Origin of the sequence: Micromonospora sp. WMMC241, assembly GCF_027460165.1 — a bacterium.
Classification (GTDB): domain Bacteria; phylum Actinomycetota; class Actinomycetes; order Mycobacteriales; family Micromonosporaceae; genus Micromonospora; species Micromonospora humi.
Window position 1 is genome coordinate 6724076 of record NZ_JAPZBF010000001.1, and the last position, 24000, is coordinate 6748075.

The window sequence follows — 24000 nt, forward strand, 5'->3', positions numbered from 1 at the left end:
TCAGATCACTCCCGATTCGAGCGCCAGCCGGGCCGCACCCGACACCTGGAAACCGCCCCCCAGCGCGTCCGCGTCCGGGAGGATGCCGTGCACGAGGTTCTCCACCAGCAGGTCGTGCACGGTCTCCGGCGGCGCCCAGTTCCGGTTCGCCGGCACCGGACGGCTCGCGAGGACCCGGCTGATGTCGTCCACGTCCGCCGGCCACACCACCTCGCAGACGAGCAGGCAGTGGGCGCAGCGGAACCGGCCACCGGTCAGTCCGCCGACGTGCCCGGTCACCGCGTCGCGGCCGTGGTGTTCGGCGTTCACGCAGCCCGGCCGGGGGCAGTCGGCGATCCACCGACCCCAGTGCACCCTCGCCACCGCCTGCAGCATCGTCGTCGTCATCAGTGCCCCAGAAGGTTCGCGCCGAGGACCCCCGCACCGACGATGAACACCGCCGCCGGGTCGTCCAGACCTGTCGTACCGAGCCGACCCGTGCCCAACTTCCCGCGGATCGTGTCGCCGAGGACCAGCACACCGGCCGGCTGAGCGGGGATCCGCTCCACCCCGAACGCCGTCACATGGTCGGCGCCGGACACGGAGTGCTCAATGCGCTCCACCCAGCAGTCCGCGTCCAGACCGGTCCCGCCGTCGATCACCCGGACCCGGTCGGACAGGTCCCGGGCCAACTGCTGCCGCAGCCGCGCCGGCACGCCACCGCGGAACGTGACCGTCATCGTCGGCTGCCGGCGAGCCCGACCCGCGAGGATCACGTCCGCGATCGCCGTCGCGTCGGGCAGCGACGCCAGCGTCGGCGCCCGATCCGACGGCCACGACTGCCGACCCACCTCGGCGATGCTCGACGGGTCCTCGGCGTGCACCTCCACCGTCGTCTGCACCGGCACCGGGTACGCCCGCACGGCCATCCCGTCGAGCTGCACCGGCCCGCCCACCGCCGTCACCAGCACGGTCACCGACTGGCCCGACGTCCGCGACAGCGCGGTGGTGACCGCACCGGACACCAGCTGGAAGTCGACGCCGGCGACCGGCGGTACCGCGCCGAAGAACGGGTCACCCGACTGCGCGGTCAACGCGATCGTCTCCCCGTCGACCAGCGACCGAGGGCCGGTCATCTGCCACACCGTGGCCATCTGCCCCGACGGCACCCGCACCGCCACCGGGTAGGTGACGTCGTTGACGATGTCCGCCCAGCCCGCCTGGTAGGAGGCGGGCGCCGAGTAGCACGGCTCGATGCCCGTGGACCGCCACGTCGCCTGCACCGTGGTCGACCGGGCCCGGACCAGCCGGTGGTGCCGGTCGCGGAACACGAGCCGGCCGTCGATGTCGACAGCGGCCAGCGACCCGGGGCCCTCCGCGTCGAGGATCGCCTGCAGCGCGGTGAACGCATCCGTGCCGTCGGCCCACCACCACGGCATGACGGTGCCGCCCACGTCGAGGTCCCGGCGCCCGGCGGGCCAGCCGGCGGCGTCGAGGAGCAGGCCGACGGCCTGACCGGTCCGCAACCCCTGGTAGAGGGGCGTGGACACCTGAACGCGCCGCAGCCTCGACAGGCCGTCGAGGACGCTCACCTGCACCGACCGCTGCTCGATCGCGGGCAGCAGTTCGATGTCGTCGACCACGCCGCGCATCAGCCCGTACGTCACCCCGCCGTAGGTGGCGCGGATCCGCACCTCCCGACCCGGCCGAACCTTCCCGGCCAGCGGAGACGCCGTGTTGTCGGGCAGGTAGTCACGGGAGAAGTTGTTCAGCTCGAACTGGCCCCGGCCGCCGGCGAGCGGCGCGAACGCCCGGGCCTGCTCCCGCCCGTACTGGGCGGTCAGCGGGGTGCCCCGGTCGAACACCCGGGCGGTGACGTCGTCACCGGCGGCGGTGAACGTGCCATCGGCGGCCCAGTCGACGGCCACCTCGTAGTCGGCGTTCACGCCCGGCCCTGCCGCTTCAGGGTGTCCAGCGACGCGGCGAGCCAGTTCTCGGTCTCCTGCCGGGAGCCGATGACACCCTGGTTGACGAGGGTCACCTGCACCACGGTGGTGCCGGCGGGTGAGCTGCCGAGGCCGGGGAACACCCGCTCCGGGCCCCGCTCCCCGAACGAGTAGGAGTTGCCGGACCGCAGGCCGTACCCGTAGACCGGCTCCTGGATGACGCCGCCGTTGGCCATCGCGATGTGGATGTGGTTGCGGTGCGCCTCCATCAGCGAGTTGTTGAAGGAGCCCATGTTCCGGCCCCGCGTGTACGCGTAGTCCCGCGAGTTCGTCCGGTGGATCAGCTCCAGGGGCCGCTTGCCCGCCAGGAACGACGCCAGCGCGTTCTGGTTGTAGCCCATCCAGTCCACCGCCCGCCCCGACCCGTGCCAGAGCGGATCACCAGGCCGGTAGGAGTTGCCGAACTCGCCGGACAGCGGGCCGGTGGCGCGGATCATCGCCACGATGCCCCGCCACACCCCCGAGTCACCGCGCTGCGAGCCCGGGCCCGCCGGCCAGTCCCCGAACGCCGGAGTCACCGCCCGAGCCGCCTCGGCCCGCGACGGGATCCGCGTCTTCGCCGCCGTCGCCGGGAACGGCCACCGCACCGCACCGCCGGCCGCATAACCGGCCACCTGCCCGGTCGCGTTCATCTCGTCGAGCAGCCCAGGATGCCGCTGCTCGATCTGCTGCCGGGACTCCTTGCGGATCACGAACTCGTCGGCGTGGACCACACCGGCCGGGGTGTACTTGCTGCCCGGACCGGTCCAGCCACCCGCGTGGTAGTCCTTGCCCTGCACCGGGCCCTGGAAGTTCGCCGGGATCGTGCCCTTCTTCAACGCCTGCTGGTACGTCGACAGCCGCTTCAACCGGTCCAGGGCCATCGGGTAGCCGACCAGCTCCACCGCCGCCTTGTACGAGCCGTCGAACGCGTCCGCCCGGCTCTTCGCGTTCTTGAGCTGCTTGTCCGCCTCGGTCACACCCGGCGCCGACGCGTTGGCCTTGTAGCTGCCGTCGTACTTCTCCGCGTCCGCCTTGGCTTGCCGGAACTGCGCGGCGACGTCGGCGATCTGCCGGTCCGTCAGGTGGGCCGCCTTCAGCGTCGCCCGCAGCGCCGGGCTCACCTTGCCATCGAACGCGTCACCGAGCACCCCGGCCCGGCCCTGCAACTCGATGGCGGCCTCGGCCAGCGCCCGGGTCGCCTCACGCGCCTCAGCGCTGTTACGGCCGTGCTCGCGGGTCGCCTTCGCGGCGGCCTTCTGCGCCTCCGCCAGCTTCTGCTGGGCGTCCGCGAACCCGAACACCGGGTCCGTCTCCGCCTTCATCATCTTCGACAGCGCCGCCAGGGCGTCCCGCTGCCCGTCGACCGCCGCGGTGGCAGCCTCGGTCGCGTTCGCGAATCCGAGGGTCTTCGAGCCCATTGCGTCCGTCGGGGCGATCGCGTCCTTCGTCGCGCCCGCGGCCGTCTCGATCGCCGCCGCGTACTGCGGGAACAGCTTCCGCAGCTCATCCATCGACACGTTCGACTTGGCGGCCTCGGCGGCGAGCCGGTCGAACGCCTGCCGCGCCGCGTCCGCCTTCCCCGACGAGACGAGCTGCGCGAACGCCGCGTCCATCGCCGTCACCCGCTCCCGGGTGCGCGTCAGGCTGGTGTTCGTCGAGTCGAGGCCCGGGACCAGGCCCTCCAGCAGGTCCTGACCCCACCTCACGAACTTCCGCCGGTCGTTGTCGGTGTCGGCCAGGAACTTCAGGCCCACGTTCAGGTCGGCCATGTCCGCGCCGAGGACCCGCGCCGACTCACCGGCCAGCGTGCCGGACTTACCCCACGACTCCAGGCCCGTGGCCATGGCGTCGATCTGCGGGCTCAGATCCCCGACCATCTTGTTGACGACCATGCCGGCGACCTGGAACGCGGCGAACGCCACCGCCGCCCTGCCCGCCCACTTCGACGCCGTCTCCAACCCTCGCGCCGCCCGAGCGCCAGCAGGGCCGGTGGCCTCCAACTCCGCCCGGAACTCCGCGTTCGCCCGGCGGGTCTTCACCCACCCGGCACCGAGCAAGGTCGTCGCACCGCCGAGCGCGGCGAGCACCGTGATGGTGCTGCCCACCGCCGGCGGCATCTGCGACAGCTCCCCGACCACCCCATCGAGGCCCTGCGTCAACACCCGCAGCCCACCGTTGGCCCCGGACGACGACTCGATCGCCAACGTCTCCAGCGAGCCCTTCAGCCGCTCGATGTCACCGGCGAGGTTGTCGGTGCGCATCCGCGCCGTCTCCGCGGCGAACCCGGCATCGTTGGTCTTGTCGATCCACGACTGGATGCCCTCGGCGCCCTGCTCGTACAGCACCGACGCGGCGCGGATCGCATCCGACCCGAACACCACGGAGAGGGTGGCGTTGCGCTGCTCCTGCGTCAGCCCGCCGAGCTTGGTGCGCAGCTCCCCGGCCAGCTTCGTGACGCCGATGAAGTTGCCCTGCATGTCGTAGGCCTCGATACCGGCCGCCTGAAGCGCCTTCGACGCGTCCTCGGACGGCTTCGTCAGCGCCAGGAGCATCGTCTTCAGGCTGGTGCCAGCGTCGGAGCCGAGCAGCCCAGCGGAGGCGAACGCGGCGAGGGTGCCGGTGGTGTCCTCCACCGTCAGGCCCATCTGGTGCGACACCAGACCGGCCTGCGACAGCGCGTACCCCATGTCGTGCACGGAGCCCTGCGCCTTACCGGCGGCGGCGGCGAGGAGGTCCGCGATGTGCGGCACGTCGGAGCCCTGCAGGTTGAACTGCGTCATCGCCGACGCGGCGGTCTCGGCCGCCTCGGCGACGTCCAGGCCACCGGCGGCGGCGAGGTCCAGGGCGCCGCGCAGACCACCGCCGAGGATCGCCGCCGTGGACACGCCGGCCTTGGCCAGCTCTTCGACGCCCTGCGCGGCCTCCGTCGCGCTGTAGGCGGTGTCCTTGCCGGCCTGGAGCGCGGCGGCGCGCAGCCGCTCGATGTCACCCGCCGAGGCGTGCGTCGCCGCGGACACCGCTGACATCTGCTTCTCGAAGTCCATGCCGAACTTCACGGCCGCCCCGGCGAGGCCGAGGAGCCCGGCGCCAGCGAGCGCGGCCCGGTCGGCGACCTGGTCGAGGTGCCCGGCCCGGCCCGCCTTGTCGATCTCCCCGATGAGGCTGCGGGTGGCGGTGCCGGCCTGCTTCAGGTTGTTCATGTAGCCGGCGACCTCGGCGGTCAGCCGGACTCCTACAGTGCGCAGCGCCACCCCGTCACCCCCTCTTGCGCAGCTTCCACACCCGGGCTCCCGCGTACGGGCCCGGTGCCTTGCCGTCGTCGGCGGCCCGCTGCGCCTCGATCAACGCCAGGCGGGCCCGGCACGTCGACCGGTCCGCCTCGAACTGGGCCCCGGACTCCTCCGGCGTCGTGCACTCCGAGAGGGGCCCGCCGTGAAGCGGGCACAGGCCCGCCCGGTATAGGCCGAGCGCGAGGATCTCCGCCCGGTCCTGCTCCGTCCACTCCGGCTCCCGCACGGTGACCGACCGGACCAGCCGGCCCCGCCGGCTGTAGTGGTACGTCGTCGTCTCGACCGGCTCCCGGCCGTCGAACCGTGACGGTGGGATACCGAGCCGCTCGGCCGCCTCTACTCGGTCGCGGAACCCCTGGTCATCCGTGAGGCGGCGGGCGAGAAAGGGACGTCGATCTCCCGCCGGTTCAGCGCCCACGCCGCGTCGGCGAGCGCGTTGAACTGCCGGTCCGTCAACGCCTCACCCAGCGTCGCCCACTCGCCGTCGTCGAGGGTCGGGTCGACCACCGACCGGCGGACCAGCGCCGGCCAGAACGTCTCCGCGTTCACCCCGAGCAGCTTGTCCCGCTCGTCGACCCCACCGTCGTCGTCCTTGCGCGGCGGGTGGTCGGCGCAGAACGCCATCCACACGTGGTGCGGCATCGCCCGCAGCCGGAAGCGGTAGGTGTGCGCCTGCATCTGCTCCCGCAGGGCCTCGATCTGCTCGGCGATGCCCGCCGACCCGTCGCCCTCCAGCGACGACGCCGGCACCCGCAGGGCCTCTTCGAGCTGCTCTTCGAGGGCCTCGAACTCGGCGGTCAGGTCCCCTCTCAAGCAGATCGGTACCGTCCGCTCGGGGAGCTTCGCGCCGGCGAGCAGCGTCTTGAAGTCGATCATGACTCTCCCGTCCCGGGTCCCGGATGGAGTGCCCGGCCGGCTCCGGGACAGGACCGGCCGGGCACGATCAGGGTCAGGCGACGGCCGCGCGCAGCGACGGCGACGACGTGATCTTCAGCGGGATCTCGTACCGCTCCACCGTGTTCGGCTCCGGGTCCACCCGCGCCACCTCACCGCACAGCGCCGGGTACACCTCCACCTTCTGCGCGCTCGCCCACGCCGTGCTCGCGGTCACCGACCGGCGCACCACCAGGTAGCCGGCGGCGTCCCGCACCAGCGTGTCGAAGATCGTGTCGGTGCCCGACTGCTTCTTCAGCCGCAGCATCGTGCCGGAGAAGCTGGTCCGGCCGTTCACCGTGGTGGAGAACGTCGAGTCCAGCGCCGACGTGTCCACGTCCGCCGTCTCCGGCCGCAGCCCCACCAGACCATCCGCCGTCAGCGTGGACTGCAACAGCATCCCCGCGTTCAGCTCCGTCGTGGTCGGCGCGTTGATGTTGCTGATCGACGGCACCCAGGCGACCCGGGTCTTACCGTCAGCGGTGATATCCGGCACGTCACTTCCCCTTCACGTTGCCGCTGGCGGCGGACTCGGTGTTGCTGGTGCTCTCCGCCACCGGCACGGCTGCCGGGGCGACATCCACGAGCTGCGCGTCGTGCAGCACGTCCACGGGCTCCGGCGGCGCCGACGGCACCCAGCCCAGCGCCCGCCACGTCTCCACCACACCGGCAGCGAACATCTGCCGGCCGTCGGTGTCCGGGTGGTGCATCCACACCATCTCCGCGCCGGCCGGCTCGTCGGCCTCCGACCAGCCGCGCGGCACCCACCGGTCCCGCTCGGCGGCGCCCTCGACCAGGGCGTGGGTGCCGTAGCCGTCGGTCAGCCAGTACGTCTTCTTCTCAGCCATCGGTGCTCCTCAGCAGCGGATCAGCTTGTAGGTCACCGACGTCGCCGACGACAGGGTGACCGCCGCGACGCCGGTGGACGGGTTCACGTGGGCCGGCGACAGGCGGAACCACCGGTCCGACCCGTTCGGGACGGCCTGCGCGACCGCCGTGCCGGCGTTGCCCACCGCGGTCAGGTTCGGATCGACCAGGGTCACGTTGACCGGCGAGCCGGCGCCGTTGATGACCTGGAGCAGGGCACCGTTCTGGCCGATGTCGGAGCCGGAGACGGTGTCGGACGTGGTCATGGATGCGGCGGTGACGGTGGTCGCCGCGCTGGTGACCGAGGTTGCGGTGAGCAGCGCCATCCGGCGCACCCCCTTCTCTTGATCGGATATCCGCCACAGGGGGCGGGGCTACTGGCGCGCGGCCGGTACGGTGCGCGGCATGACTGATCAGCACCCGTCGCGGTGGTCCCTCACCTACACCGGCAACCGGGTCGCCCTGGCCGTGCTCATCGCCCTGCTCGTCGGCATGATCGGGGCCTTGGCCGGCGCCACCGGCACCGCGCACGTGATCGTGTTCGTGCTGGCCCTCGCGGTCACCTACGGCGTGCTGACGTACGTCGCCCGCCGCTTCTTCTAGACCGGGACGCTTTCGAGCCTGTAAATGTCGACGCGGTCCATGACCAGCGTCCCGGTGGACTCGTCACGCTGAGGCGGGGAGCCCTCCTCGCGGCGGATCGGCCAACACGCACGGCCCGCGATCGCCGGGGTGACGTCGAGCAGCGCCGCACGGACACGCTCACCGAGCGCCCGCGCCGCCGCCGCGTTCCCGCCCACGCTGTGCGCATAGACCCGCAGCACGAACCGCTCGCTGACGCCCTCCAACGGCCGGGAGTCCGGCAACTCCGGGTCCTCGTCACCGAAGTACACCAGCACGTAAGGTGCGGTCACACCGGTCGGCACCGCCCCGTCCAGCACCCGCAGCGGATTGCCCGGGGCGGCAGCGAGCAGCGCCAGCACCGCGTCAGCGTGCGCCCGGACCGTCATCGCCCCTCCAGCAGCCGCGCCGCCAGATCTTCGAGAGCACGCTCGAACTTGGGCGCCTCAGCCTGACCAGCCGGCAGCATGTGCGGATGCGGCGGACTGGTGGGCGACCCGTTCTCCAAGATGCTGCCCAGCGACCCCTGACCACGGCCCACCTCCGGGCCGATCTCCGCCACCGGACCCCGCAGGCCCTGCCGCAGGTCGTAGCCGATCGAATACGGATACCGGCGCACGTGCCGGCCGATCCGCTTCGCCCTCGCCTGCGCATCCTTCTTGATGTTCAGCGCGCCACGGGCCACCACCTGCGTGACCTCCTTCGGCGCCGCCGACAGCACGCTATCGAGCTTCGCCACCCACCGGTCCAGCTCCTCGTGCACGAACCCGGCGGCCATCAGCTCGTCCGCTCCGTCACGCCCACCCGCCGCGCCGTCTTGTGGGTCCCATGCGCCAGATCCCGCACGATGAACACCCGCCCCGGCAGATCCGAATCGAGCTGCGACACCGTTGCCAGCACCTCGTCGCCGACCTTCAACCCGGTCAGCGACATCGGGAACTGCACCTCTACGCGCTGCAACAGCACATAGTCCTCGCCCACGTCCGCCTGCGCGGCCTGCCCCCGCGACGCTTTCTGGAAGCGGCACTTCCCGGCGTACAAGTCCTCGTACGTCTTCACCACGTTGCCGTCATCGTCCGACCCCTCGCCCGTCGGCCGGCGCACCACACACTCGTCGACCATCAGCGCCTCAGCAGCAGCCCGACCCCTCGCCAGCAGCGCATCCACCAGGCCACCCCTCTACGGTCGGACCACCACACCAGACGACGGCCGGGACACCACACCCACCGGCCGGGCCACCGTGCCCGCGTACGGGCGCAACACCCGCCGGCCCGGCACCGACGTCCCCGCCGCACCGACCAGCACCGGCACGGCCACACCATCCGGCGCCACCTCGCCCGCCCACACCACCGACGGATCACCGAGCAGCACCGGCACCGGCACACCATCCGGGCCGAGCACCGCCCCGAGCAGCCCCGGGTCACCGACCTCGACCGGCAGCACCACGCCGTCCGGGCCGACCTGAGCCGACCAGCCCACCACCGGGCCACCCACCGCCACCGGCGCCGCGACACCGTCCGGCCCGACAGCACCCAACCAGCCCACCGACGGGCCACCCACCGCCACCGGCAGCGAAAGACCATCCGGGGCCGCTGAGAGCGCCCAGGAGACACCGGGAGCACCCACCGCCACCGGCACGGACACCCCGGCCGGAGAGACTCCCAGAGAGCCATCCACCGCCGGGGCGCCGACATCCACCGGCACGGCCACACCATCCGGCGCAGCCGCCAGCGTGCCGTCCACCGCCGGGGAACCCACCTCGGCGGGCACCGCCACACCGTCCGGGCCGACCGACGCGTCAACCGACGCCGCCGACACCTCCAGCAGCACGCCGACCATCGACCCCGAACCGGTCGATGACACGGCCTCGCCGCCGTAGCTGCCCGCCGAACCGACCAGCCGATACCCGGCCGCCATCCGCACATTCGCGCTCGACGTGGCCCGCGACGTCGCGTGATCCACCGACTCGGTGTAGACCACGTTCGCGGACAGATCCGTCGGAATGGTCCCCGTAGCGACCCGCACGTGGGCCGCCCACACCAGCGCCGAACCCGCGCCCACCCCGGACAGGGTCGGCAGGGTCACCGACGCCGCCGACACCACCGCCGCCGACGCCTGCACCACCGACGCGGCGTCCCGCAGCACCACCATCGACCAGCCGCCGGTGATGAACCCGCTGTTGGCGATCGTCGGCGGACTGTCGCCGGCTTGCAGGGTCCGCCACCACACGTACGCCCGTGACGCCGTGCCCTGGTTGGTCGGGTTGCTGACCCCCGGCGCCGACGTCCAGCCCGCACCGGCGTCCATGGTCAGGTTCGTCGCGGAGACGTGCCCGACCAGCACCGCCACGTCACCGGCAGCCCAGCCGACCGGGAACGTGGTGGGGAACGTGTCGTTGTTCGCCGTACCCGAGTTGCCCGAGGTGGGAGTGCCGACGATGGAGACCGCCACGACGACCTCCCGGTCAGCCCACCTTCAGGATCTTCGGGTTGGAAGCGGGCCAGACAATCGTCACGGTGCCCGTGCCCGGCTGGATCGGCAGACCCGTCCCCGTGTCGTACCAGGCGATCACCCGCTGCGAACCGGCCGCCACGTCCGCGCCGCCCGTCACCGCGCTCGACTGGAACAGCAGCAGGCCGTGGTTGCTGGCCGACGCCGACGCGCTGATCGTGGTGTCGTCAGCGTCGAACACCCCGCCCGTCACCGTCTTGTTCGCCAACGCCGCCGACGTGCCGTTGATCGTGCCCCCGGCACCCGTCACGTCCGAGACGAACTTGTGCGCCGCCGAGAACGTGTAACCCCTGACCAGGGCAACCTTGATGACCGCCGTGTCCAGATCGATCTCACCCGCGATGAAACCCTCAGCCGCGGTCGTGTAGTAGCCGTTCGCCATCTCAGCCCCTCACCGTGCTACTCGTCCACGACCAATCCGGCTCCGGGAACGACCACTGCGGACCCGACCCGGCTGGTGGATACGCCCGCCGCGCGTCCGCCAGGATCTCCGCACGCCGCGCCCGGTCCGCCGAGAACTCGTAGTCATCCACCCGCTCGCTCAACGCCGCGCTCGGGTTCCGGAACGCGATCGCCGCCAGCTCCACCGCCCACGCCCACAGCCGATCCGGAACCGGATCCGGCCACGAGGTGAGCCCGGTGGCGTTCTGCAACCAGCCGTTCGCCGCCCGCCGGACCCGCGTCGCCGTCTCCGCGTCGACCTCGGGGACCTGAAGCCATGACGGCAGGTCCCCGAGGTCGAACAGATCCGCCACGACTCAGCCCTTGGCCTCGTCGCCGGAGCGCTGCCGGCGCGCCCGCCGGCCGTCCTCGGACGCGTCCTGCGCCCGCCGAGCCCGGTCCGCGGTGCCCAGGTTCAGCCCCGATGCCTCCGACACCGGCACGTTCGGCGGCTCACCCGGCACCGGAGTGCCAGCCGGAACCGCGAGCAGGTCGGCCTCCCGGCTGCCCTCCTCCGCGACCATGCCCTTGCGGACGTGACGCTCCAGGTCCTCCTGCTGCACACCATCAGGCAGCACCGCTCCCTGGTGGAAACCCAGCACGACGTCCTGACCCAGATCGTTGTTGACCCGCAGCGTCACGTACGCCGCCGTCACCTTGTACGCCTTCATCAGGACACCACCCCGGTGATCTCTTCGATGGCGCCGGCCTCCTGCACGACCGGCACCGTCTTGCGGCGGCCCTGCAGGTCCCAGGCGTCCTGGTCGTCCTTGCGGATCGCCTTGACCTGCACGGCCAGGTCCGACACCGCGTAGCCCGGGGCCCCGTCGGTCTCGTCGGCCATGCCGCCGACCTGCTGCGAGTCCAGCACCAGCGCACCGGTCGTCAGCGACGGCGTCTTGATGACCGTCAGACCGGCGACCTTCTCGATCTCCCCGGTGTACACCGGGTTGTCAGTGCTCTCCCGCTGCCGCAGCTGCGCGATCGCGTCGTTGAGCATCAGGTACGTGTACGCCTTCGGCGACACCACCAGCGTGTCCGGGCGGTAACCCTGGTTGCGGTCCTCGATCCGCTGCACCGCCAGCAGGATGTCCTCCAGCGGCTTACGGTTCGCGGCCGTCGCGTTGTCCCACGACCCGGCGGTCGCGGTGTCCGCGGCGGCCGACTGGATCGCCGACATGGCGATCGCGTCGACCTGCTTGATGATCGAGTTGACGACCTTGCGCATCGCCCGGTCGATCGCCGACCCCGCGAACGCGTTGCGGGCGATCTCCTCGTCCGTCAGCAGGACCTTCTGGCCCCACTTCGAGATCGCGGCGACCGCAGCGGTACCGGTGGCCAGGTTGGCGTACGGGTACACCGAACCGGCGCCGACGGCCTCGACGGACCGGTCGGTCAGGAACGGCTCCGACTGCTCGTACAGCACCGCGCCGCCCTGGGTGCGGAACCGCTGCGTGAGCAGCTGGTCGGACACGAACCGCAGGTCGCGGTAGTCGCGCAGCCGACGCTGGATCAGCGCCGGGTTCTGGAGGAAGCGCGAGATGGTCAGCGAGTCGCCCGAAAGGGTCGGTGCCGCTGCCGGGTAGGTGCCAGGCACTTGTTATCTCCCTTCGAGTTTCTCAGCTGCCGCCGACGAAGCGGACCTTGGCGCCGCCGGTGGCGGCGGTGGTGGCGCGGCCGAGCAGGGTGCCCGCCGCCGCGGCGGTCGCGACCGACGCCGTGGTGGCGACGCCCGACGCCGCGGACACGATGCCGTCACCGACGGCGACCGTGCCGGTCGAGGTCAGCTCGTGCTCGACGTTGTTCAGGGGCCACACCGTGACCCGGGCGCCGCTGGCCGCGTCGTGCGCGGCCACCCCGACGACCTTCGTCGACGCGGCGCCGGCGGTACCGACCGAACTGGCGGTGGTCGCCTCGACGAGCTGGCCACCGGTGATGGTGGTGCTGGCGGTCTTCGTCATCGGCTGCGCGCCGCCGGCGTAGACCGGGCTGTAGTCGGCCATGACTCAGGCCCCCTTCCGGTTCGGCGGGAACAGCCCGGCGAACTCCATCTCGAAGTCGGCGTCGTCGCCCGGGCCGGCGTAGCCGAGCGCCGCGGTCGGGATGACGTTCTTCTGCAGGCCGTTGATGACCTCGCGGGTGCCCTCCGGGTCGGCGTCCCACAGCCGCGTCCAGTGGTCCTTGCGGGCCGGCGCGAACTTGCCGTCCCGCACGGCCTGGTTGACGACCTCGTCACGCTCGTCGCGGCGACGCCGGGCGTCGGCCGCCTGCAGCTGCCGGATCGCCTCCTGCTGCGCCTCCCACGCGCTCGCGTCGATGACCATCGTCCCGGCCGCCGAAGGGCGGGGAGACGACGGCGCGGGCGCGGGCTCGGACGGCGACGGGCTCGGGGCCGGCTGGGTGGGCTGGCTGTTCTCGACGAGACCGGCGGAGCCCAGGGCCGCCTTCACCTCGTCGTCGGAAGCACCGGGAGCCAGCCCCAGCGCCTCTCGGATCTTCGCCGGATCCATGCGGCCGGCTCCCTTCTCTGGTGCGTCCCCCGCCTGGTTGACGGGGGTGGTTCGCTGCGCCGCCGCGTGGATGCGGCGGGCGGCCTCCGCGGCCGTGACCTTCTGCCGGGAGGAGTTCGTGGCGGTCGCGTCGGGGTCGTCGGCCACCTCGTCGGCCAGACCGGCGTCCACCGCCTCCTGCGCCGTGTACCAGGTGTCGCGGGCCATCGCGGTGCGGAACTCCGCCATCGGGCGGCCCGAGCGGGCCGCGTAGATGCTGGCGATCGAGTCCGACACCCGGTCGAGGACCTCGGCCATGTCCCGCATGTCCCGGGCGTTGCCGATGGCCAGACCCGCCGCGTCGTGGATCATCATCTGCGCGCCGCGGTTCATCGTGACCCGGTCGCCGGCCTGCGCGATGAACGACGCCGCCGACGCCGCCAGCCCGTCGACCACCACGTGCACGCTGGCCCGGTGGTCCTTCAACGCGTTGAAGATCGCGATGCCGTCCCAGGCGTCCCCGCCAGGGGAGTTCAGCCGCAGCGTGATGTCGTCGGCGTCCAGAGCGCGCAGCTCGGCGGCGAAGTCCTTCGCGGTGGTGCCGGCCCAACCGATCTCGTCGTAGATCGACACCACGGCGGACCGGGCGCCGGCCTTGGCCTCGATGCGGTACCAGTCGCCGGCCTTCGCCGTCGGCCGGGCCCGCAGCCGCTCCAGGTGCGCCGGCAACTCCGGCAGGGCAACCTCAGCCATCAGGGATTCTCCTCGATCGAAGGGGTCCGCGGCGGATAGTCCTTCGGCGGCAGCCCGTACGCCTGCCGGGCCGCCTCCTCCAGCGAACGGTCCGGCAGCAGGATCCCCGCGTCGGCGAGCATCTTCAGCGCCTGAGCCGTCGCCGCCTGCCGCGAACCGATCTCGTCGAACACCACCCGCGGCGCCGGCTCCGACTCCCCAAAGTTCAGATCGACCAGGTCCTCGACGATGTGCTGCGTGGCGACATCCGCGATCTGCTGCGCGAGGGTCTGCAAGCTGAGGGTGAAGAAGTCCGCGAAGGTCGTGCCCAACGCCCAGCTGCCGGTCTGCGTGCCGAGGTTGAGGAAGTGCGCGAGGACCGCCCGGGCGATCTGCTCGTCGTGGTAGCGGATCGGCTTGTCAGCGTCCGGGAGGGATCCCTCGACACCCAGCAGACGCATCTTCGCCCCGTGCGGGATGGCCGACCCGGCGGACTGCCCGGCGCGCCAGGCCTGCGCCATCTGCGCGCCCTTGGTCAGGTCCTCTTCGCCCTCGGCGCCCTCGTACAAGGGCACGCCCATGCCGTTGCGTTCGATCGTCTGCGCCTGCACCCGCAGCAGCCGATCCTTGATCAGCCAGTTCTTGTAGCAGGACCGCAGCACCGACCGGCCCAGCCAGTTGCCGCCCTCACGCTCCAACACGTACACGACCAGCCGGTCCACCGGAATCGGGCGGGCCCGCTGTTCGGTCTTCGCGCCGTACTGCGTGATCGAGACCAGCCCACCATCCGGCGCCACATCGATCTTCTCGATGGTGCGGGGCATCCGCTCTGCGAGCTTCCGCAGCCGCGCCCGTCCCTGCTCGTCGATGCGGTACACCTGCTCGAACGGCATGAACCCGAACGGCAGCATCAGCAACGCCAGCCGCAGATGCTCAGACCAGGAGAAACGGTCCCGGGTGCGCGGCATCGGCTCCGGGTTCCGGCCCGCCACCGGCAGGCCGAGGTCCTCGGCGACCAGCCGCACCACCTCATCGCGGGCGCCCGCCGGGTCCAGACGCCACGGTGTCCGCCGCAACGGATAGGTGACCGCCCGCAGCACCGACCCGACCTGCGAGTCCTGGCTGCGCATGGCGTCGTACACGGCCACCGACTCCGGCCACCGCAGCTCCGGCGTCGGCTCATCGTCAGAGGTCCACCAGTTGCCGCCGAGGTGGGCGTATCCGATCTCGTTCACCGGTGCGGTCATCGGTACGACACCCCCTCTCTCAGAAACCCGCGCTGGCCAGCTCGTTCGTCTCGGATCGCACCGTCAACGTCTCAGTGATAACCGGCGCCGCCGGCGGCTGCGGCTTCTCCGCCGTGCCCAGCCCGTGCAGCGCGGCGGTCACCGCGACCAGGCCGGAGATGTCACCGCCCGAGTGCTTGCGGTCCCACGCCCACGCATCCGCCAACTGCCGAGTCGACGACTTGCGCAGCATCTCCAGCAACCGGTCATCGCCCAACTGCCGCAACTGGCCGGTCAACGCCGCGTCGTACAGCCGGCCACAGGCGTGCGCCAGACCACGCATCGTCAGCGGCGTCGGATCCAGCCGCGCCGGAAGCCGCTCCGTCACCTCCGACAGCAGCGACCCACCCGGCCCCGACGGGTCCACCAGCACCGCCGTCACCGGCTGCCGGCCCGCGATCTCACCCAGCCGGCCCGCCACCCAGTCCGTGCCGTCCCGGTACTCGACCAACTCCACATGCGGCAGCCCGTCAGCGCGTAGACCCGCCGCGGCGATCGCCGCCCGGTCCCGATGCCACGACACCTCCCACGCCAGCACCACCGGCCCGACGATCCGCGAGGACGGATCCGCGCACTTCACCCACGCCGTCAGCGGGATCTTCGACGGCTCCAGGTCCGGCACCCGCTGACACAGGCACTCGGTGCGGAAAATCGGCTCCGGGTCCGTCTCCAGCGCCGCCCGCAACGCCTCGAACGAGATGCCCTGCGGGTAGCCCAGCGACGGATTCGCCAACCGCCACATCTGCGGGTCGTCGACCGGGCAGTCATCCGGCGCCGACCACTCGAAGATGCCCATCGACGCATCAGCGGCAGGATCCTCGGCGGTCGCCCGGCCTTTCTCCTGCAACGCGTTGAGCACCACCGACCGGTCGTCACCGGCGTTGGAGAACGCCCAGATCTGCGCCTTGCGGCGGGCCATCGTCGTCTTCGTGACAGCCGCCCACGACTCCCACGTGTGATGCTCGCGCAGCTCATCGAGGTTCACGTCGTCGCCCGACAAGCCACGACCGCCCTTGCGGGACGCCGCGGCGACCTTCCACCGCGACCCGTGCGCGAGCTTCAGCGACTTCTTGCCGTTGACCCGCACGATCCCGCCGTCACGCGGGACCTCGGCGGCCAGCTCCGGCACCGACTCGACGATCTCGACGGCCTTGTCCCACGACTCCTCAGACACGTCCAGGTTCTGCGCCGTGCCGATGACCAGCGGGATCCGCAGGACGAACATCTTCCAGAGGTTCTTGACCTCCACCAGCGTCGTCTTGCCGTTCTGGCGGGCCACCAGCACCAACACCGTGCGGAAGCGGAACCGGCCGTCGGCGAGCAGCTCCAGCGAGTGAATGAGCAGCCAGCGCTGCCACGGCATCAGGTGGAAGCCGAGCACCTCCTCGGCGAACTCCACAGCCGAGAAGCCGTGCGACGTCGCCGGAGTGAGCGCGCACCCGCAGCCACACGGCCCAGGCGGTCCGACCACCAGCGGCGGCGTCCAGATCCTAGGAGTCGTGCTGCCCAGCAGCGGCGCGGATCTGAGCAAGACGACCCCCCACCGGCTTGTCCTTCTTCATCGCCGCCCGCGCCGCCGGCGTCCCGCCCAGGTCGCGCAGCACGCCCTGGAGCTGCGGGCCCAGCCAGCCGACGGTCTTGGTGACCTCACACATCGCTTCGAGTGCCTTCAGCCGCTTGTACGCCGACTCGTCGCCGGCCAAGTCCCGGCGCAGCGCTTCCAGCTCGCGCGCCCGGTCGATAGCCCCCTCGATCTCCTCGGCCTGTCGCAGGGCGAGGGTCTTCAACGCCTCGTCGGTCGGGGTGAGCCAGTCCATGGCGTCGACCGTCGACCGGACAGCATCACGCAGGTCAGGGGTTCTTTCCCGGGTGGCCTCCGGGTCGGCGGAAACCGCTGCGAGGCGGCGAGCGCGAGGCGGCACGACCGGCACCTCCTCACGGAAAGTCACTGTGGGTATGTCACGGAATGTGATGCATGAATATGCAATGCATGGTTATGCAGTGGGGGGCACGGGGTTGGCCGGGGGGAGATTTCCGCGACTGCCCCGGTGGTCCCCTGGCCTGCTGCCGAATTTTTCTGAACCGGACATTCCGTCACCGCTATGCATAACCATTGCATAGTTATACATTGCCGAACGTCACGCAGAGTAACGTTGACTCGTTGTCACCACTCACGGGACGTTCGCACTCCGACGCCGCGACCCGCGTTCGCCACCCGCGCACCGTTCGCACCACCGGCTCGCCTGTTGCACGTCCTGTGCTCAGGCCCCCGGTACTGACCACGGTCGTCATCATCGTGGCCCAGGTCCCACGGCCTGCCCGGCTGGATCAGATCACCACACCGCCAGCAGTCCACCGTGCCGGCGTCCACCTTCGGCGCCCACTGCTTCCGCAGATCCTCGTGCTTGCGGCCGTAGCCGCGGGCTGCGGTGCTGCGCCTGGCCACCGGCTCACCCCCGGGCATGACGAAGCCCCGCCGTCCTGGGGGATGCGGCGGGGCTTCGGAGACAGTGGTGCTGCTGGCATTCATCGTAGGTCAACTCGCGTTGGCGTCAAGCTGACCCGCTGGTCACGCCGCGGTGACGCGTTCGCTGCGGCTGGTGACGTACTCGCCGAGGGCGTGGAGGCTGCCGTCGTCGGCGGCCCAGGTGGCTTGGCAGGCCCGGCAGTGCGCCGCCTGGGCGGTGAGGTTGATGCGCAGCTTGCCGGTGGTGTGGCAGGCGGGGCAGGGCACGTGCGGCTGGTAGAGGGGGGCGATCCAGCCGGTGGCGACGGCGGCCCAGCGCCGCCAGGTGCGCAGTTCCCCGGCGAGCAGTTGCAGGTCGTCGTCGTCGAGTTGCGGTGCGGCGCCGACGAGGGCTCGGATGTTCGCTTCCACGGTGTCGCGGAGGTCGATGCCCAGGGATGTGCACCAGTGGGCGGCGTGGGTGCAGATCGCCGCGTGGGTGCTGAGCGCTTCGAGGGCGAGCGGGGGACGGCTGCGCGGCACCGGGCGCGGGCCGGGCTCTGTACGGCCGTCTGCGGGCTCTACAGCGGCTTGGTGGAGCTGTTCGAGGAGACCGGGTTGGATGGTCCGCCATTCGCGGTATTTGCGGTTGCGGTTGTCGTCCCAGTAGGGGATGCGTTCGGTGTGTTGTCCGGGGTCGCAGAGTTGCTCGGCGAGGCCGGTGATGGTGGTGAGGGTTTGCGTCCGGTCCATGGTGGTCCCCCCTTGTAGGCTTGCCGGCGGTTGGGCGGCTACCTGCGGGTGGCGTTGGTGGGCCGGCGGGGTGGGCGACCCCGACCGGCCCACCGCTGGTTTCAGGGCGGCGGCTGGCTCGTCACAGTGCGGGCGAACCACTCGGCATTCGTCTCCTGCGGCTCAACCAGCCCGTACCACGGGTGCTCGTACCGGACGGCGACGCCGAGCATCACGGCCGGCGGCCGATCGCGGTACTTCGCGGCATCCCCACGGTCGCTGCGAGCCTCGCCGATGTTGCAGGACCGGCAGAGCCACCCCCGGACCAGCGCGGTGTGGTGGTCGTGGTCGACCACGAAGTCCGGGCCGGCACCAAAGTCCGGCGCCCACTGGTGGCCGCCGCCTCCGCAGATGGCGCACCGTCCGCGCTGCCACTTCCAGAGCAGATCCTGACCCTGGCGGGATCGGCGCAGCTCGTCGCCGATGTCGGCCAGTGCCGCCGCCTCCGCTCGGTGTTCATCCATGACAGACCAGCCATGGCACGCCGGCGCGAGACTGTCCTCCCACTCGACGATGAGGGAGGACAGTCGCTCGGCCTCGACCCTGGCGACGAGCTGCTCTTCCTCCGTTGCGTGGGCGGAGCAGGCCGGGGTGAAGCGGGCGCAGAGGGCGCGGCATGCGGTGCCTCGACGGGTAGGACGACCGCAGGATCGGGCCTCGCGGGCGCCTGTGAGCGCCTCACAAGCGTCGCTGATATGCCGAGGCGGGAGACCATGAACCCGGCTCAGGAACGCCTCTACGTCGCTGTCGTCCACAGGTCCATTGTAAAGTAATCTGGAGTTTCGTTTACATAGCAGGTCAGGGGCATCATGAAGCTCACCGGATACCTCCGCGTCAGCACCGAATCCCAGATGGACGGGTTCGGGCTCAACGTCCAGGAAAAGGCCGTTCGGTCCTGGTGCCGCGCCAACGGGCACCGCCTCGTCTCGCTCCACACCGACGCCGGCATCTCCGGAGCGAAGGACGCCGCCGACCGACCCGGCCTGTCCGCCGCGCTCTACGACATCGAGTCCCGGACCGCTGAGGGTCTGCTCGTCCCCCGGCTTGACCGGCTGGCCCGTGCCGTCACCGTCCAGGAGGCCACCCTCGCGCTCGTGTGGCGCCAGGGCGGCCGGGTGTTCGCGGTCGACGGCGGCGAGGTGCTCCGCGACGACCCCGACGACCCGATGCGCACCGCCATGCGGGAGATGGCCGGCGTCTTCGCCGGGCTGGAGCGGCGCATGATCGTGAAGCGGATGCGCGACGGCCGCAAGGCCAAAGCCGAGGCGGGCCGGCACGCGGTCGGCCAGTACGCCTTCGGCCTCCGGGGTGAGGGCAAGGGGCGCGAGCGTGACGCCGCGCCGAACCCCGCCGAGCAGGTGGCCCGGGACGAGGTCGTGCGTCGCCGGAAGGCCGGCGAGTCGTACCGGGTCATTGCCGCCGCGCTGGACGCCGCTGGGCTCCGGCCGCGCCGGGCCGACCGATGGTCCGCGATGGCGGTCCGGTCGGTGGCCCGACGGGCTGGTCTGAGCTGACATAGCTGATCTCACCGGTCTCTGGGAGCTATCAGGTCAGGCGGCGGTGCGGGTTCGGGCGCCGAGGTGGTCGAGGATCTGCTCTCCGATGAACCGCGTGTACGCCGGCGGGATGCCGAGGGCCAGGCCGCGGGGCGACGCCCACGGGGCGCCCATCAGCCGGCGGGCCCGGTCGACTCCGGCGCGCACGTCACCTCCGGGTCGATTGCGGCCGCCGCACGCCCGGTCGTTCTTGGTCAGGTCGCCGTAGACGCCGACGATCCGTACACCCCGGTTGCGGCACCGGTGCGGGCCGGGCGCCATCAGGAGGGCGTTGGACTCGAATAGGCGGTGGCGGGCGAGGTGCCACCCGCCGTCGGTGAGGCCGAACATGGTGCCGCAGAGCATCAGCGGGGATCCCATGATGGTCTTGGCGCCCTCGACGTTCTCGACGACCCAGAGTCCGCCGGTGGCGTCGCCCCACGCGCGGAGGCGGTTGATGGTGTGCGGCAGCATCCAGCCGGTGTCGGTGCTGGCGCCGCGGCGGTGCTCGGCGAGGGTGGCGCGGGTGGTGTGGTCGGTGCACGGCGGGGAGGCGACCACCACCTCGAACCCGTCGAGCGGGAAGGTGGTGGCGTCGCCTTCGACGACGGTGACGTTGGGGTGGCGGACGTGGTTGGCGATGCGCTCGGGGTTGATCTCGACGCTGGTGACGTCGAATCCGGCGAGGGCGTAGCCGTAGGCGGCGAGGCCTTCTCCGCCGAACAGGTCGAGCAAAAGCGGCCGCTTCACGCTTCCTCCTTGGGCTCGTAGCGGTCGCAGCGGCAGGGCCATTCGGTGCAGGTGCCCGAGCCGCGCTTGTGGGACCACTGGCCGTGGCCGCAGTGGCAGGCGTCGTGAGCGGCCGCTTTCGCGACGTGCAGGGGGCGCATGGTCAGTTCCTCCAGAGGCGGGCGGTCAGGCGGGCCCGACGCCGGCGGGCGAGGGCGAGGATCCGGGCGCGGCGTAGCAGCGGGGTGGACTGCCAGCGGGCGTGGGCTTCGACGGCGCACGAAGGGATCACGACGCGGCCTGCGCGATCTGGTCGAGGAGGAACGGCTCGCACGGCTGGGTCCGCGCCCTCGGCACCTTCCGACCCAGCAGCCGCGTGTAGACGACACCCCGACCGCGGGGCCCGTTCGCGGCGAGCAGCGGCACGGCGCCGACCCAGCCGGCGACCTCGAACACCCGGTCCCACTCGGCGGGCGGCAGGGTGCCCGAGCGCTTGGCCTGGATGAACAGGAGCTGGCCGGGCTTCAGTGCGACGAGGTCCACCTTGGATGCGCCCTTGCTCCCCGCGGCTCGCATGACCTCGTAGCCGTTGTCGCGGAGGTCGTCGCGGATCTTGTGCTCAAACCTCGTACCCGCCTGGTAGTGGCTCACCGGGTCACCTCCGCCGGGCACCGGTCGGCGCGGTGCATCTGCCGCATGGTCCGTGCCCGCCCGGCGGGGTGCTGCTCGCACGCCGGGTCCGCGCGCCGGGTGTCCACCGACCCGCACGGCTCCTTCGGGCAGGGGCAGTTGGCTTCGGGGAAGCCAGGCCAGGTGCCGCGGGTGACGTGGAATGCGGCGGGGAGGGTGGCGCGGTCGGCGCGGAGTGCGGCGAGTTGCGCGTCGAGGCGGTCGGCGCGGGCGCGTTGGGCGTCGGCTTCGAGGCGGGCGGCGTCGCGTTCGCGGCGGAGGCGTTCGACGGTGGTGTGGCGGGGGTCGGCGATGGGGTGGGTGGCCATGGCGGGCTCCAGGGGTGGGCGGTGGCGGTGGATGTCGGCGAGGGTCCGCGGGGTCACGGGGTGGCCTCGGCGGGCGTCGGGGCTTTCCACTGCCCGGCGTCGACGGCGGCGGCCAGGTCGCGCTCCTCGGCGGTGAGCTGGTTGCGCCAGTAGGTGGGCGAGTTGGGGCAGAGCTGGCAGGCGGGGATGTGGCCGGCGGGTCCGGGCTTGCCGGGGAAGTCGCAGGCGGGCATCGGCTGGGTCACGGCTGCTCCTTGGTGCGGATGGCGGGCTTCTGCTGGCGGAGGCGTGCGAGGGCTTCGCGTCGTCGGGCGGCGAGGTCCGGGTCGGCCTGTTGCGCGGCGAGCCGGTCGAGGAACTGCGCAGCGAGGGGCCGACGGGCTCGGGGTCCGCGGCGGCCGGCGCGGTGGGGTTTTTGTTGACCTCCCCCCTCTCGGGGTCACGTTCCGCCCTCCCTAAAGGAAGGGCGGAAAACGTGACTTTCCGAGGGAGGGGCCGCGTGACTTTCTCCACGGCGGTGCGTGACTTTCTGACCTGCGGAAACTCGACGGGGGTATCGACGCGTGACTTTCCTCGTGACTTTCGGGCAGACATCGACGCGTGACTTTCTCCGTGACTTTCTTCGGCACGATGCGTGCCCGCCGCATCACTACTGGTATCGGTCATCGGGGGCCTCCTCACCCACGACCCACGACGCCGGAGCGACCGCGAACCAGCGGTCACCGTTGCCCCGACCGCCCTTCCCATCCGTCGCGGCGCGCTCCGTCAACAGCCCCTGCTTCACCAGCTGCCGCAGCTTCCGCCGAGCCTTCTCGACCTGCGCCTTCGACGGGGTCTCCGTCGAGAACTGGCACCGGGCAGCCTCAGCCGCCGACACACCCGTCTCCGCGCAGCGCCGAGCCAGCGCCACCACGTCGGTGTCCTCGTCGTGGAACACCTCCGACAGCCCCGTCTCCCGGTTGTGCCGCACACTCAGCGGCCCCACCTCGTTCATGGGCTGCTTCAGGTGCAGTAGCTCGATCACCGGGTCGCCCGGGTCGCCCCACAACATGACGACGGATCCGGCGCCCGAGGTCAGCCAGGTGGAGCCGTAGATGCCGTTGATGTTGTTCGGTTTGGCTCCGTCCGCGCCGGACTTGACGACGTGATGCAGCTCGACGAGTTGGACACCCTCGGCGAGGGCGAGCTGCCGCGCCCGGTTGTAGCCGGCGCCGACCTCGTCCTTCGACAGACCGACCGCGGCGTCCTTCAAGCTGTCGACGAACACCACGTCGGCGTCGTGCTGCTGGGCCAGCCGCAGCAGCGCTGCCGGGTCGGCGGCGAAGTCCGACGGCGGCGGCCCGGACCAGAACCGGAGGATCTCGGCGAGGTAGTCCCGGCCGATCTCCACCTCGGCGTCGGCGAACATGCGGGCCAGGTTGCGGCGGGCCTGCTCGGGCCGGTCCATGGCCAGGTAGAGGATCCGCCGCTCGCACGGCTCGACCGGGTAGCCGAGGACGTCCCCCGTGATGCCGGCGACCGCGCGCAGGAGCTGCCCGGCGATGGTGGTCTTCCCGACGCCCTGCGGGCCGGCGATCATCAGCGCCTCACCGCGGGCCCACAGGATGTCCTCGCCCTTGCCCCACAGGGCGGGCGGGGTGGGCGGCAGGTCGAGCAGGAACGTGGCGCCGTCGTGGACGCGGGCGGCGTCGTCGGCGGCAGCCTTGGCCAGTTCCGCCTGCTCCTGCGTCCACCGCTGCTCGGCGGCGTGCCGGGCCTTCAGCCGGACCAGCTCGCGTTCGGTCTCGTCTTCGAGGTAGCGGGCCTTCGCCTCCTTCCGCTCCTGCCGGCGGCGCTCCTTGGCCTGCTCGACCTCTTCGCGGGCGCCGGCGGTCTGCCGCTCGAAAGCGGCGTGCTCGTCCGGGTGCCGCTGCGGGTCGAACGGGTTGGGTTCGACGGGGGCGATGACGTCCATGCCTTCCCAGCGGTCCCAATCGGTGTCGAGGCTCACGCGTTCACGTCCTCGCCGGGTGCCAGCACGCGGCCGGTTTCCCAGTCGACGGGCCCGCCGGGGTGCAGCCGGTAGGGGCGGCCTTCGGCGGCGGCGCGGGCCTGCCCGAGGGCGTCCATCTCGGCCATCCGTTCGCGGTAGCGCTCCTCGGCGGTGGGCCGGTGGATGGGGTTGCGGGCCCAGGTGGCGTGGAGTTCGGCGATGTCGCCGACGTACTGGGCGGTGCGCCCGGAGTCGTAGGCGAGGTGCATGAGGAGGGCCACCTCGTCTCGGGTGTAGGTCTGCTGAGGGCCCTGCAAGGAGTCGGCGGCGGCGAGGATGTCGCCGGCGCTCGGGGTGGTGCTGGTCATCAGGTCCCCCTTGGTGCTTGATC

At 71.7% G+C, this 24000-nt stretch carries 32 protein-coding genes; 2 read left to right on the top strand and 30 right to left on the bottom strand.

Annotated features, from left to right (window positions below):
• The 8 genes from O7598_RS30775 to O7598_RS30810 form a co-directional block, all read right to left on the bottom strand.
• Positions 1-387, bottom strand: coding sequence for a hypothetical protein (locus tag O7598_RS30775; protein ID WP_269694669.1), 387 nt, complete (start codon positions 385-387; stop codon positions 1-3).
• The gene (locus O7598_RS30780; RefSeq protein ID WP_269694670.1) at positions 387-1925 is read right to left on the bottom strand and encodes a hypothetical protein; all 1539 of its coding nucleotides are present in this window, start codon (positions 1923-1925) and stop codon (positions 387-389) included. The genes O7598_RS30775 and O7598_RS30780 overlap by 1 nt, the downstream gene beginning before the upstream one ends.
• Positions 1922-5218: a phage tail tape measure protein gene (locus tag O7598_RS30785; protein ID WP_269694671.1), complete on the bottom strand. Its 3297-nt coding sequence runs from the start codon at positions 5216-5218 to the stop codon at positions 1922-1924. The genes O7598_RS30780 and O7598_RS30785 overlap by 4 nt, the downstream gene beginning before the upstream one ends.
• Before the next feature lie 4 nt (positions 5219-5222).
• Positions 5223-5483 (bottom strand): hypothetical protein, encoded by a 261-nt coding sequence (locus tag O7598_RS30790; RefSeq protein WP_269694672.1) that lies wholly within the window; start codon positions 5481-5483, stop codon positions 5223-5225.
• 110 nt (positions 5484-5593) lie between these two features.
• Positions 5594-6133, bottom strand: coding sequence for a hypothetical protein (locus O7598_RS30795; RefSeq protein ID WP_269694673.1), 540 nt, complete (start codon positions 6131-6133; stop codon positions 5594-5596).
• A 73-nt stretch (positions 6134-6206) separates the two neighbouring features.
• On the bottom strand, positions 6207-6686 hold the full coding sequence (locus O7598_RS30800; protein ID WP_269694674.1) for a phage tail tube protein: 480 nt from the start codon (positions 6684-6686) through the stop codon (positions 6207-6209).
• A 1-nt stretch (position 6687) separates the two neighbouring features.
• Positions 6688-7038, bottom strand: a complete 351-nt coding sequence (locus tag O7598_RS30805; protein WP_269694675.1) for a hypothetical protein — start codon at positions 7036-7038, stop codon at positions 6688-6690.
• Positions 7039-7047: 9 nt separating this feature from the next.
• Positions 7048-7383 carry a hypothetical protein gene (locus O7598_RS30810; protein WP_269694676.1) on the bottom strand — a complete coding sequence of 112 codons (336 nt, stop codon included), beginning with the start codon at positions 7381-7383 and terminating at the stop codon, positions 7048-7050.
• 79 nt (positions 7384-7462) lie between these two features.
• Here O7598_RS30810 and O7598_RS30815 point away from each other — a divergent pair, with 79 nt between their 5' ends.
• Positions 7463-7660, top strand: a complete 198-nt coding sequence (locus O7598_RS30815; RefSeq protein WP_269694677.1) for a hypothetical protein — start codon at positions 7463-7465, stop codon at positions 7658-7660.
• Here the strand turns inward: O7598_RS30815 and gp17 are convergent.
• The 15 genes from gp17 to O7598_RS30890 all read right to left on the bottom strand — a co-directional run bounded on the left by gp17 (position 7657) and on the right by O7598_RS30890 (position 18839).
• Positions 7657-8067: a tail completion protein gp17 gene (gene gp17, locus O7598_RS30820; RefSeq protein ID WP_442929907.1), complete on the bottom strand. Its 411-nt coding sequence runs from the start codon at positions 8065-8067 to the stop codon at positions 7657-7659. The genes O7598_RS30815 and gp17 overlap by 4 nt on opposite strands.
• On the bottom strand, positions 8064-8456 hold the full coding sequence (locus O7598_RS30825; protein ID WP_269694679.1) for a hypothetical protein: 393 nt from the start codon (positions 8454-8456) through the stop codon (positions 8064-8066). Before O7598_RS30825 ends, gp17 begins: the two co-directional genes overlap by 4 nt.
• Complete coding sequence (locus tag O7598_RS30830) at positions 8456-8845, bottom strand: DUF6093 family protein (RefSeq protein ID WP_269694681.1); 390 nt, start codon at positions 8843-8845, stop codon at positions 8456-8458. The genes O7598_RS30825 and O7598_RS30830 overlap by 1 nt, the downstream gene beginning before the upstream one ends.
• A 12-nt stretch (positions 8846-8857) precedes the next feature.
• Entirely contained in the window at positions 8858-10129 is a 1272-nt protein-coding gene (locus O7598_RS30835; protein ID WP_269694682.1) for a hypothetical protein, read from the bottom strand.
• Between the two features lie 13 nt (positions 10130-10142).
• Entirely contained in the window at positions 10143-10571 is a 429-nt protein-coding gene (locus O7598_RS30840; RefSeq protein ID WP_269694683.1) for a hypothetical protein, read from the bottom strand.
• Position 10572: 1 nt separating this feature from the next.
• Positions 10573-10944: a hypothetical protein gene (locus O7598_RS30845; protein WP_269694684.1), complete on the bottom strand. Its 372-nt coding sequence runs from the start codon at positions 10942-10944 to the stop codon at positions 10573-10575.
• A gap of 3 nt (positions 10945-10947) precedes the next feature.
• Positions 10948-11301: a hypothetical protein gene (locus O7598_RS30850; protein WP_269694685.1), complete on the bottom strand. Its 354-nt coding sequence runs from the start codon at positions 11299-11301 to the stop codon at positions 10948-10950.
• Positions 11301-12227, bottom strand: a complete 927-nt coding sequence (locus O7598_RS30855; protein ID WP_269694686.1) for a phage major capsid protein — start codon at positions 12225-12227, stop codon at positions 11301-11303. The genes O7598_RS30850 and O7598_RS30855 overlap by 1 nt, the downstream gene beginning before the upstream one ends.
• 22 nt (positions 12228-12249) lie before the next feature.
• A complete protein-coding gene (locus tag O7598_RS30860; protein WP_269694687.1) occupies positions 12250-12633 on the bottom strand; it encodes a capsid cement protein in 384 nt (127 codons plus the stop codon).
• 3 nt (positions 12634-12636) lie between these two features.
• Positions 12637-13872 (bottom strand): head maturation protease, ClpP-related, encoded by a 1236-nt coding sequence (locus tag O7598_RS30865; protein ID WP_269694688.1) that lies wholly within the window; start codon positions 13870-13872, stop codon positions 12637-12639.
• A complete protein-coding gene (locus O7598_RS30870; RefSeq protein WP_269694689.1) occupies positions 13872-15098 on the bottom strand; it encodes a phage portal protein family protein in 1227 nt (408 codons plus the stop codon). Before O7598_RS30870 ends, O7598_RS30865 begins: the two co-directional genes overlap by 1 nt.
• A gap of 19 nt (positions 15099-15117) precedes the next feature.
• Positions 15118-16536: a terminase large subunit gene (locus O7598_RS30875; RefSeq protein ID WP_269689418.1), complete on the bottom strand. Its 1419-nt coding sequence runs from the start codon at positions 16534-16536 to the stop codon at positions 15118-15120.
• A 91-nt stretch (positions 16537-16627) separates the two neighbouring features.
• Positions 16628-16987, bottom strand: a complete 360-nt coding sequence (locus O7598_RS30880) for a terminase small subunit (RefSeq protein WP_442929908.1) — start codon at positions 16985-16987, stop codon at positions 16628-16630.
• 719 nt (positions 16988-17706) lie between these two features.
• Positions 17707-18336, bottom strand: coding sequence for a DUF7341 domain-containing protein (locus O7598_RS30885; protein WP_269689420.1), 630 nt, complete (start codon positions 18334-18336; stop codon positions 17707-17709).
• A 101-nt stretch (positions 18337-18437) separates the two neighbouring features.
• Entirely contained in the window at positions 18438-18839 is a 402-nt protein-coding gene (locus O7598_RS30890) for an endonuclease domain-containing protein (protein WP_269689421.1), read from the bottom strand.
• Between the two features lie 345 nt (positions 18840-19184).
• Between O7598_RS30890 and O7598_RS30895 the strand changes: the two genes are divergently transcribed.
• Positions 19185-19889, top strand: a complete 705-nt coding sequence (locus tag O7598_RS30895; RefSeq protein WP_269689422.1) for a recombinase family protein — start codon at positions 19185-19187, stop codon at positions 19887-19889.
• A 36-nt stretch (positions 19890-19925) separates the two neighbouring features.
• Here the strand turns inward: O7598_RS30895 and O7598_RS30900 are convergent, their stop codons facing one another.
• The 7 genes from O7598_RS30900 to O7598_RS30930 all read right to left on the bottom strand — a co-directional run bounded on the left by O7598_RS30900 (position 19926) and on the right by O7598_RS30930 (position 23977).
• Positions 19926-20660: a hypothetical protein gene (locus tag O7598_RS30900; protein WP_269689423.1), complete on the bottom strand. Its 735-nt coding sequence runs from the start codon at positions 20658-20660 to the stop codon at positions 19926-19928.
• A gap of 142 nt (positions 20661-20802) precedes the next feature.
• Entirely contained in the window at positions 20803-20931 is a 129-nt protein-coding gene (locus O7598_RS30905) for a hypothetical protein (RefSeq protein WP_269689424.1), read from the bottom strand.
• Positions 20928-21290, bottom strand: a complete 363-nt coding sequence (locus O7598_RS30910) for a restriction endonuclease (protein WP_269689425.1) — start codon at positions 21288-21290, stop codon at positions 20928-20930. The genes O7598_RS30905 and O7598_RS30910 overlap by 4 nt, the downstream gene beginning before the upstream one ends.
• Positions 21287-21694 carry a hypothetical protein gene (locus O7598_RS30915; protein ID WP_269689426.1) on the bottom strand — a complete coding sequence of 136 codons (408 nt, stop codon included), beginning with the start codon at positions 21692-21694 and terminating at the stop codon, positions 21287-21289. The genes O7598_RS30910 and O7598_RS30915 overlap by 4 nt, the downstream gene beginning before the upstream one ends.
• A complete protein-coding gene (locus O7598_RS30920) occupies positions 21691-21882 on the bottom strand; it encodes a hypothetical protein (RefSeq protein WP_269689427.1) in 192 nt (63 codons plus the stop codon). Before O7598_RS30920 ends, O7598_RS30915 begins: the two co-directional genes overlap by 4 nt.
• A gap of 404 nt (positions 21883-22286) precedes the next feature.
• A complete protein-coding gene (locus O7598_RS30925) occupies positions 22287-23627 on the bottom strand; it encodes an AAA family ATPase (protein ID WP_269689428.1) in 1341 nt (446 codons plus the stop codon).
• Positions 23624-23977 (bottom strand): hypothetical protein, encoded by a 354-nt coding sequence (locus tag O7598_RS30930; RefSeq protein ID WP_269689429.1) that lies wholly within the window; start codon positions 23975-23977, stop codon positions 23624-23626. The genes O7598_RS30925 and O7598_RS30930 overlap by 4 nt, the downstream gene beginning before the upstream one ends.
• Positions 23978-24000 lie beyond the last annotated feature (23 nt).

Excerpts from the sequence above, each read along its gene's own strand:
- O7598_RS30775 (WP_269694669.1), bottom strand. The coding sequence starts at position 387 with ATGACGACGACGATGCTGCAGGCGGTGGCGAGGGTGCACTGGGGTCGG.
- O7598_RS30795 (WP_269694673.1), bottom strand. The coding sequence starts at position 6,133 with ATGATCGACTTCAAGACGCTGCTCGCCGGCGCGAAGCTCCCCGAGCGG.
- O7598_RS30805 (WP_269694675.1), bottom strand. The coding sequence starts at position 7,038 with ATGGCTGAGAAGAAGACGTACTGGCTGACCGACGGCTACGGCACCCAC.
- O7598_RS30810 (WP_269694676.1), bottom strand. The coding sequence starts at position 7,383 with ATGGCGCTGCTCACCGCAACCTCGGTCACCAGCGCGGCGACCACCGTC.
- O7598_RS30815 (WP_269694677.1), top strand. The coding sequence starts at position 7,463 with ATGACTGATCAGCACCCGTCGCGGTGGTCCCTCACCTACACCGGCAAC.
- gp17 (WP_442929907.1), bottom strand. The coding sequence starts at position 8,067 with ATGACGGTCCGGGCGCACGCTGACGCGGTGCTGGCGCTGCTCGCTGCC.
- O7598_RS30825 (WP_269694679.1), bottom strand. The coding sequence starts at position 8,456 with ATGGCCGCCGGGTTCGTGCACGAGGAGCTGGACCGGTGGGTGGCGAAG.
- O7598_RS30840 (WP_269694683.1), bottom strand. The coding sequence starts at position 10,571 with ATGGCGAACGGCTACTACACGACCGCGGCTGAGGGTTTCATCGCGGGT.
- O7598_RS30850 (WP_269694685.1), bottom strand. The coding sequence starts at position 11,301 with ATGAAGGCGTACAAGGTGACGGCGGCGTACGTGACGCTGCGGGTCAAC.
- O7598_RS30860 (WP_269694687.1), bottom strand. The coding sequence starts at position 12,633 with ATGGCCGACTACAGCCCGGTCTACGCCGGCGGCGCGCAGCCGATGACG.
- O7598_RS30865 (WP_269694688.1), bottom strand. The coding sequence starts at position 13,872 with ATGGCTGAGGTTGCCCTGCCGGAGTTGCCGGCGCACCTGGAGCGGCTG.
- O7598_RS30870 (WP_269694689.1), bottom strand. The coding sequence starts at position 15,098 with ATGACCGCACCGGTGAACGAGATCGGATACGCCCACCTCGGCGGCAAC.
- O7598_RS30885 (WP_269689420.1), bottom strand. The coding sequence starts at position 18,336 with ATGGACCGGACGCAAACCCTCACCACCATCACCGGCCTCGCCGAGCAA.
- O7598_RS30890 (WP_269689421.1), bottom strand. The coding sequence starts at position 18,839 with ATGGATGAACACCGAGCGGAGGCGGCGGCACTGGCCGACATCGGCGAC.
- O7598_RS30895 (WP_269689422.1), top strand. The coding sequence starts at position 19,185 with ATGAAGCTCACCGGATACCTCCGCGTCAGCACCGAATCCCAGATGGAC.
- O7598_RS30930 (WP_269689429.1), bottom strand. The coding sequence starts at position 23,977 with ATGACCAGCACCACCCCGAGCGCCGGCGACATCCTCGCCGCCGCCGAC.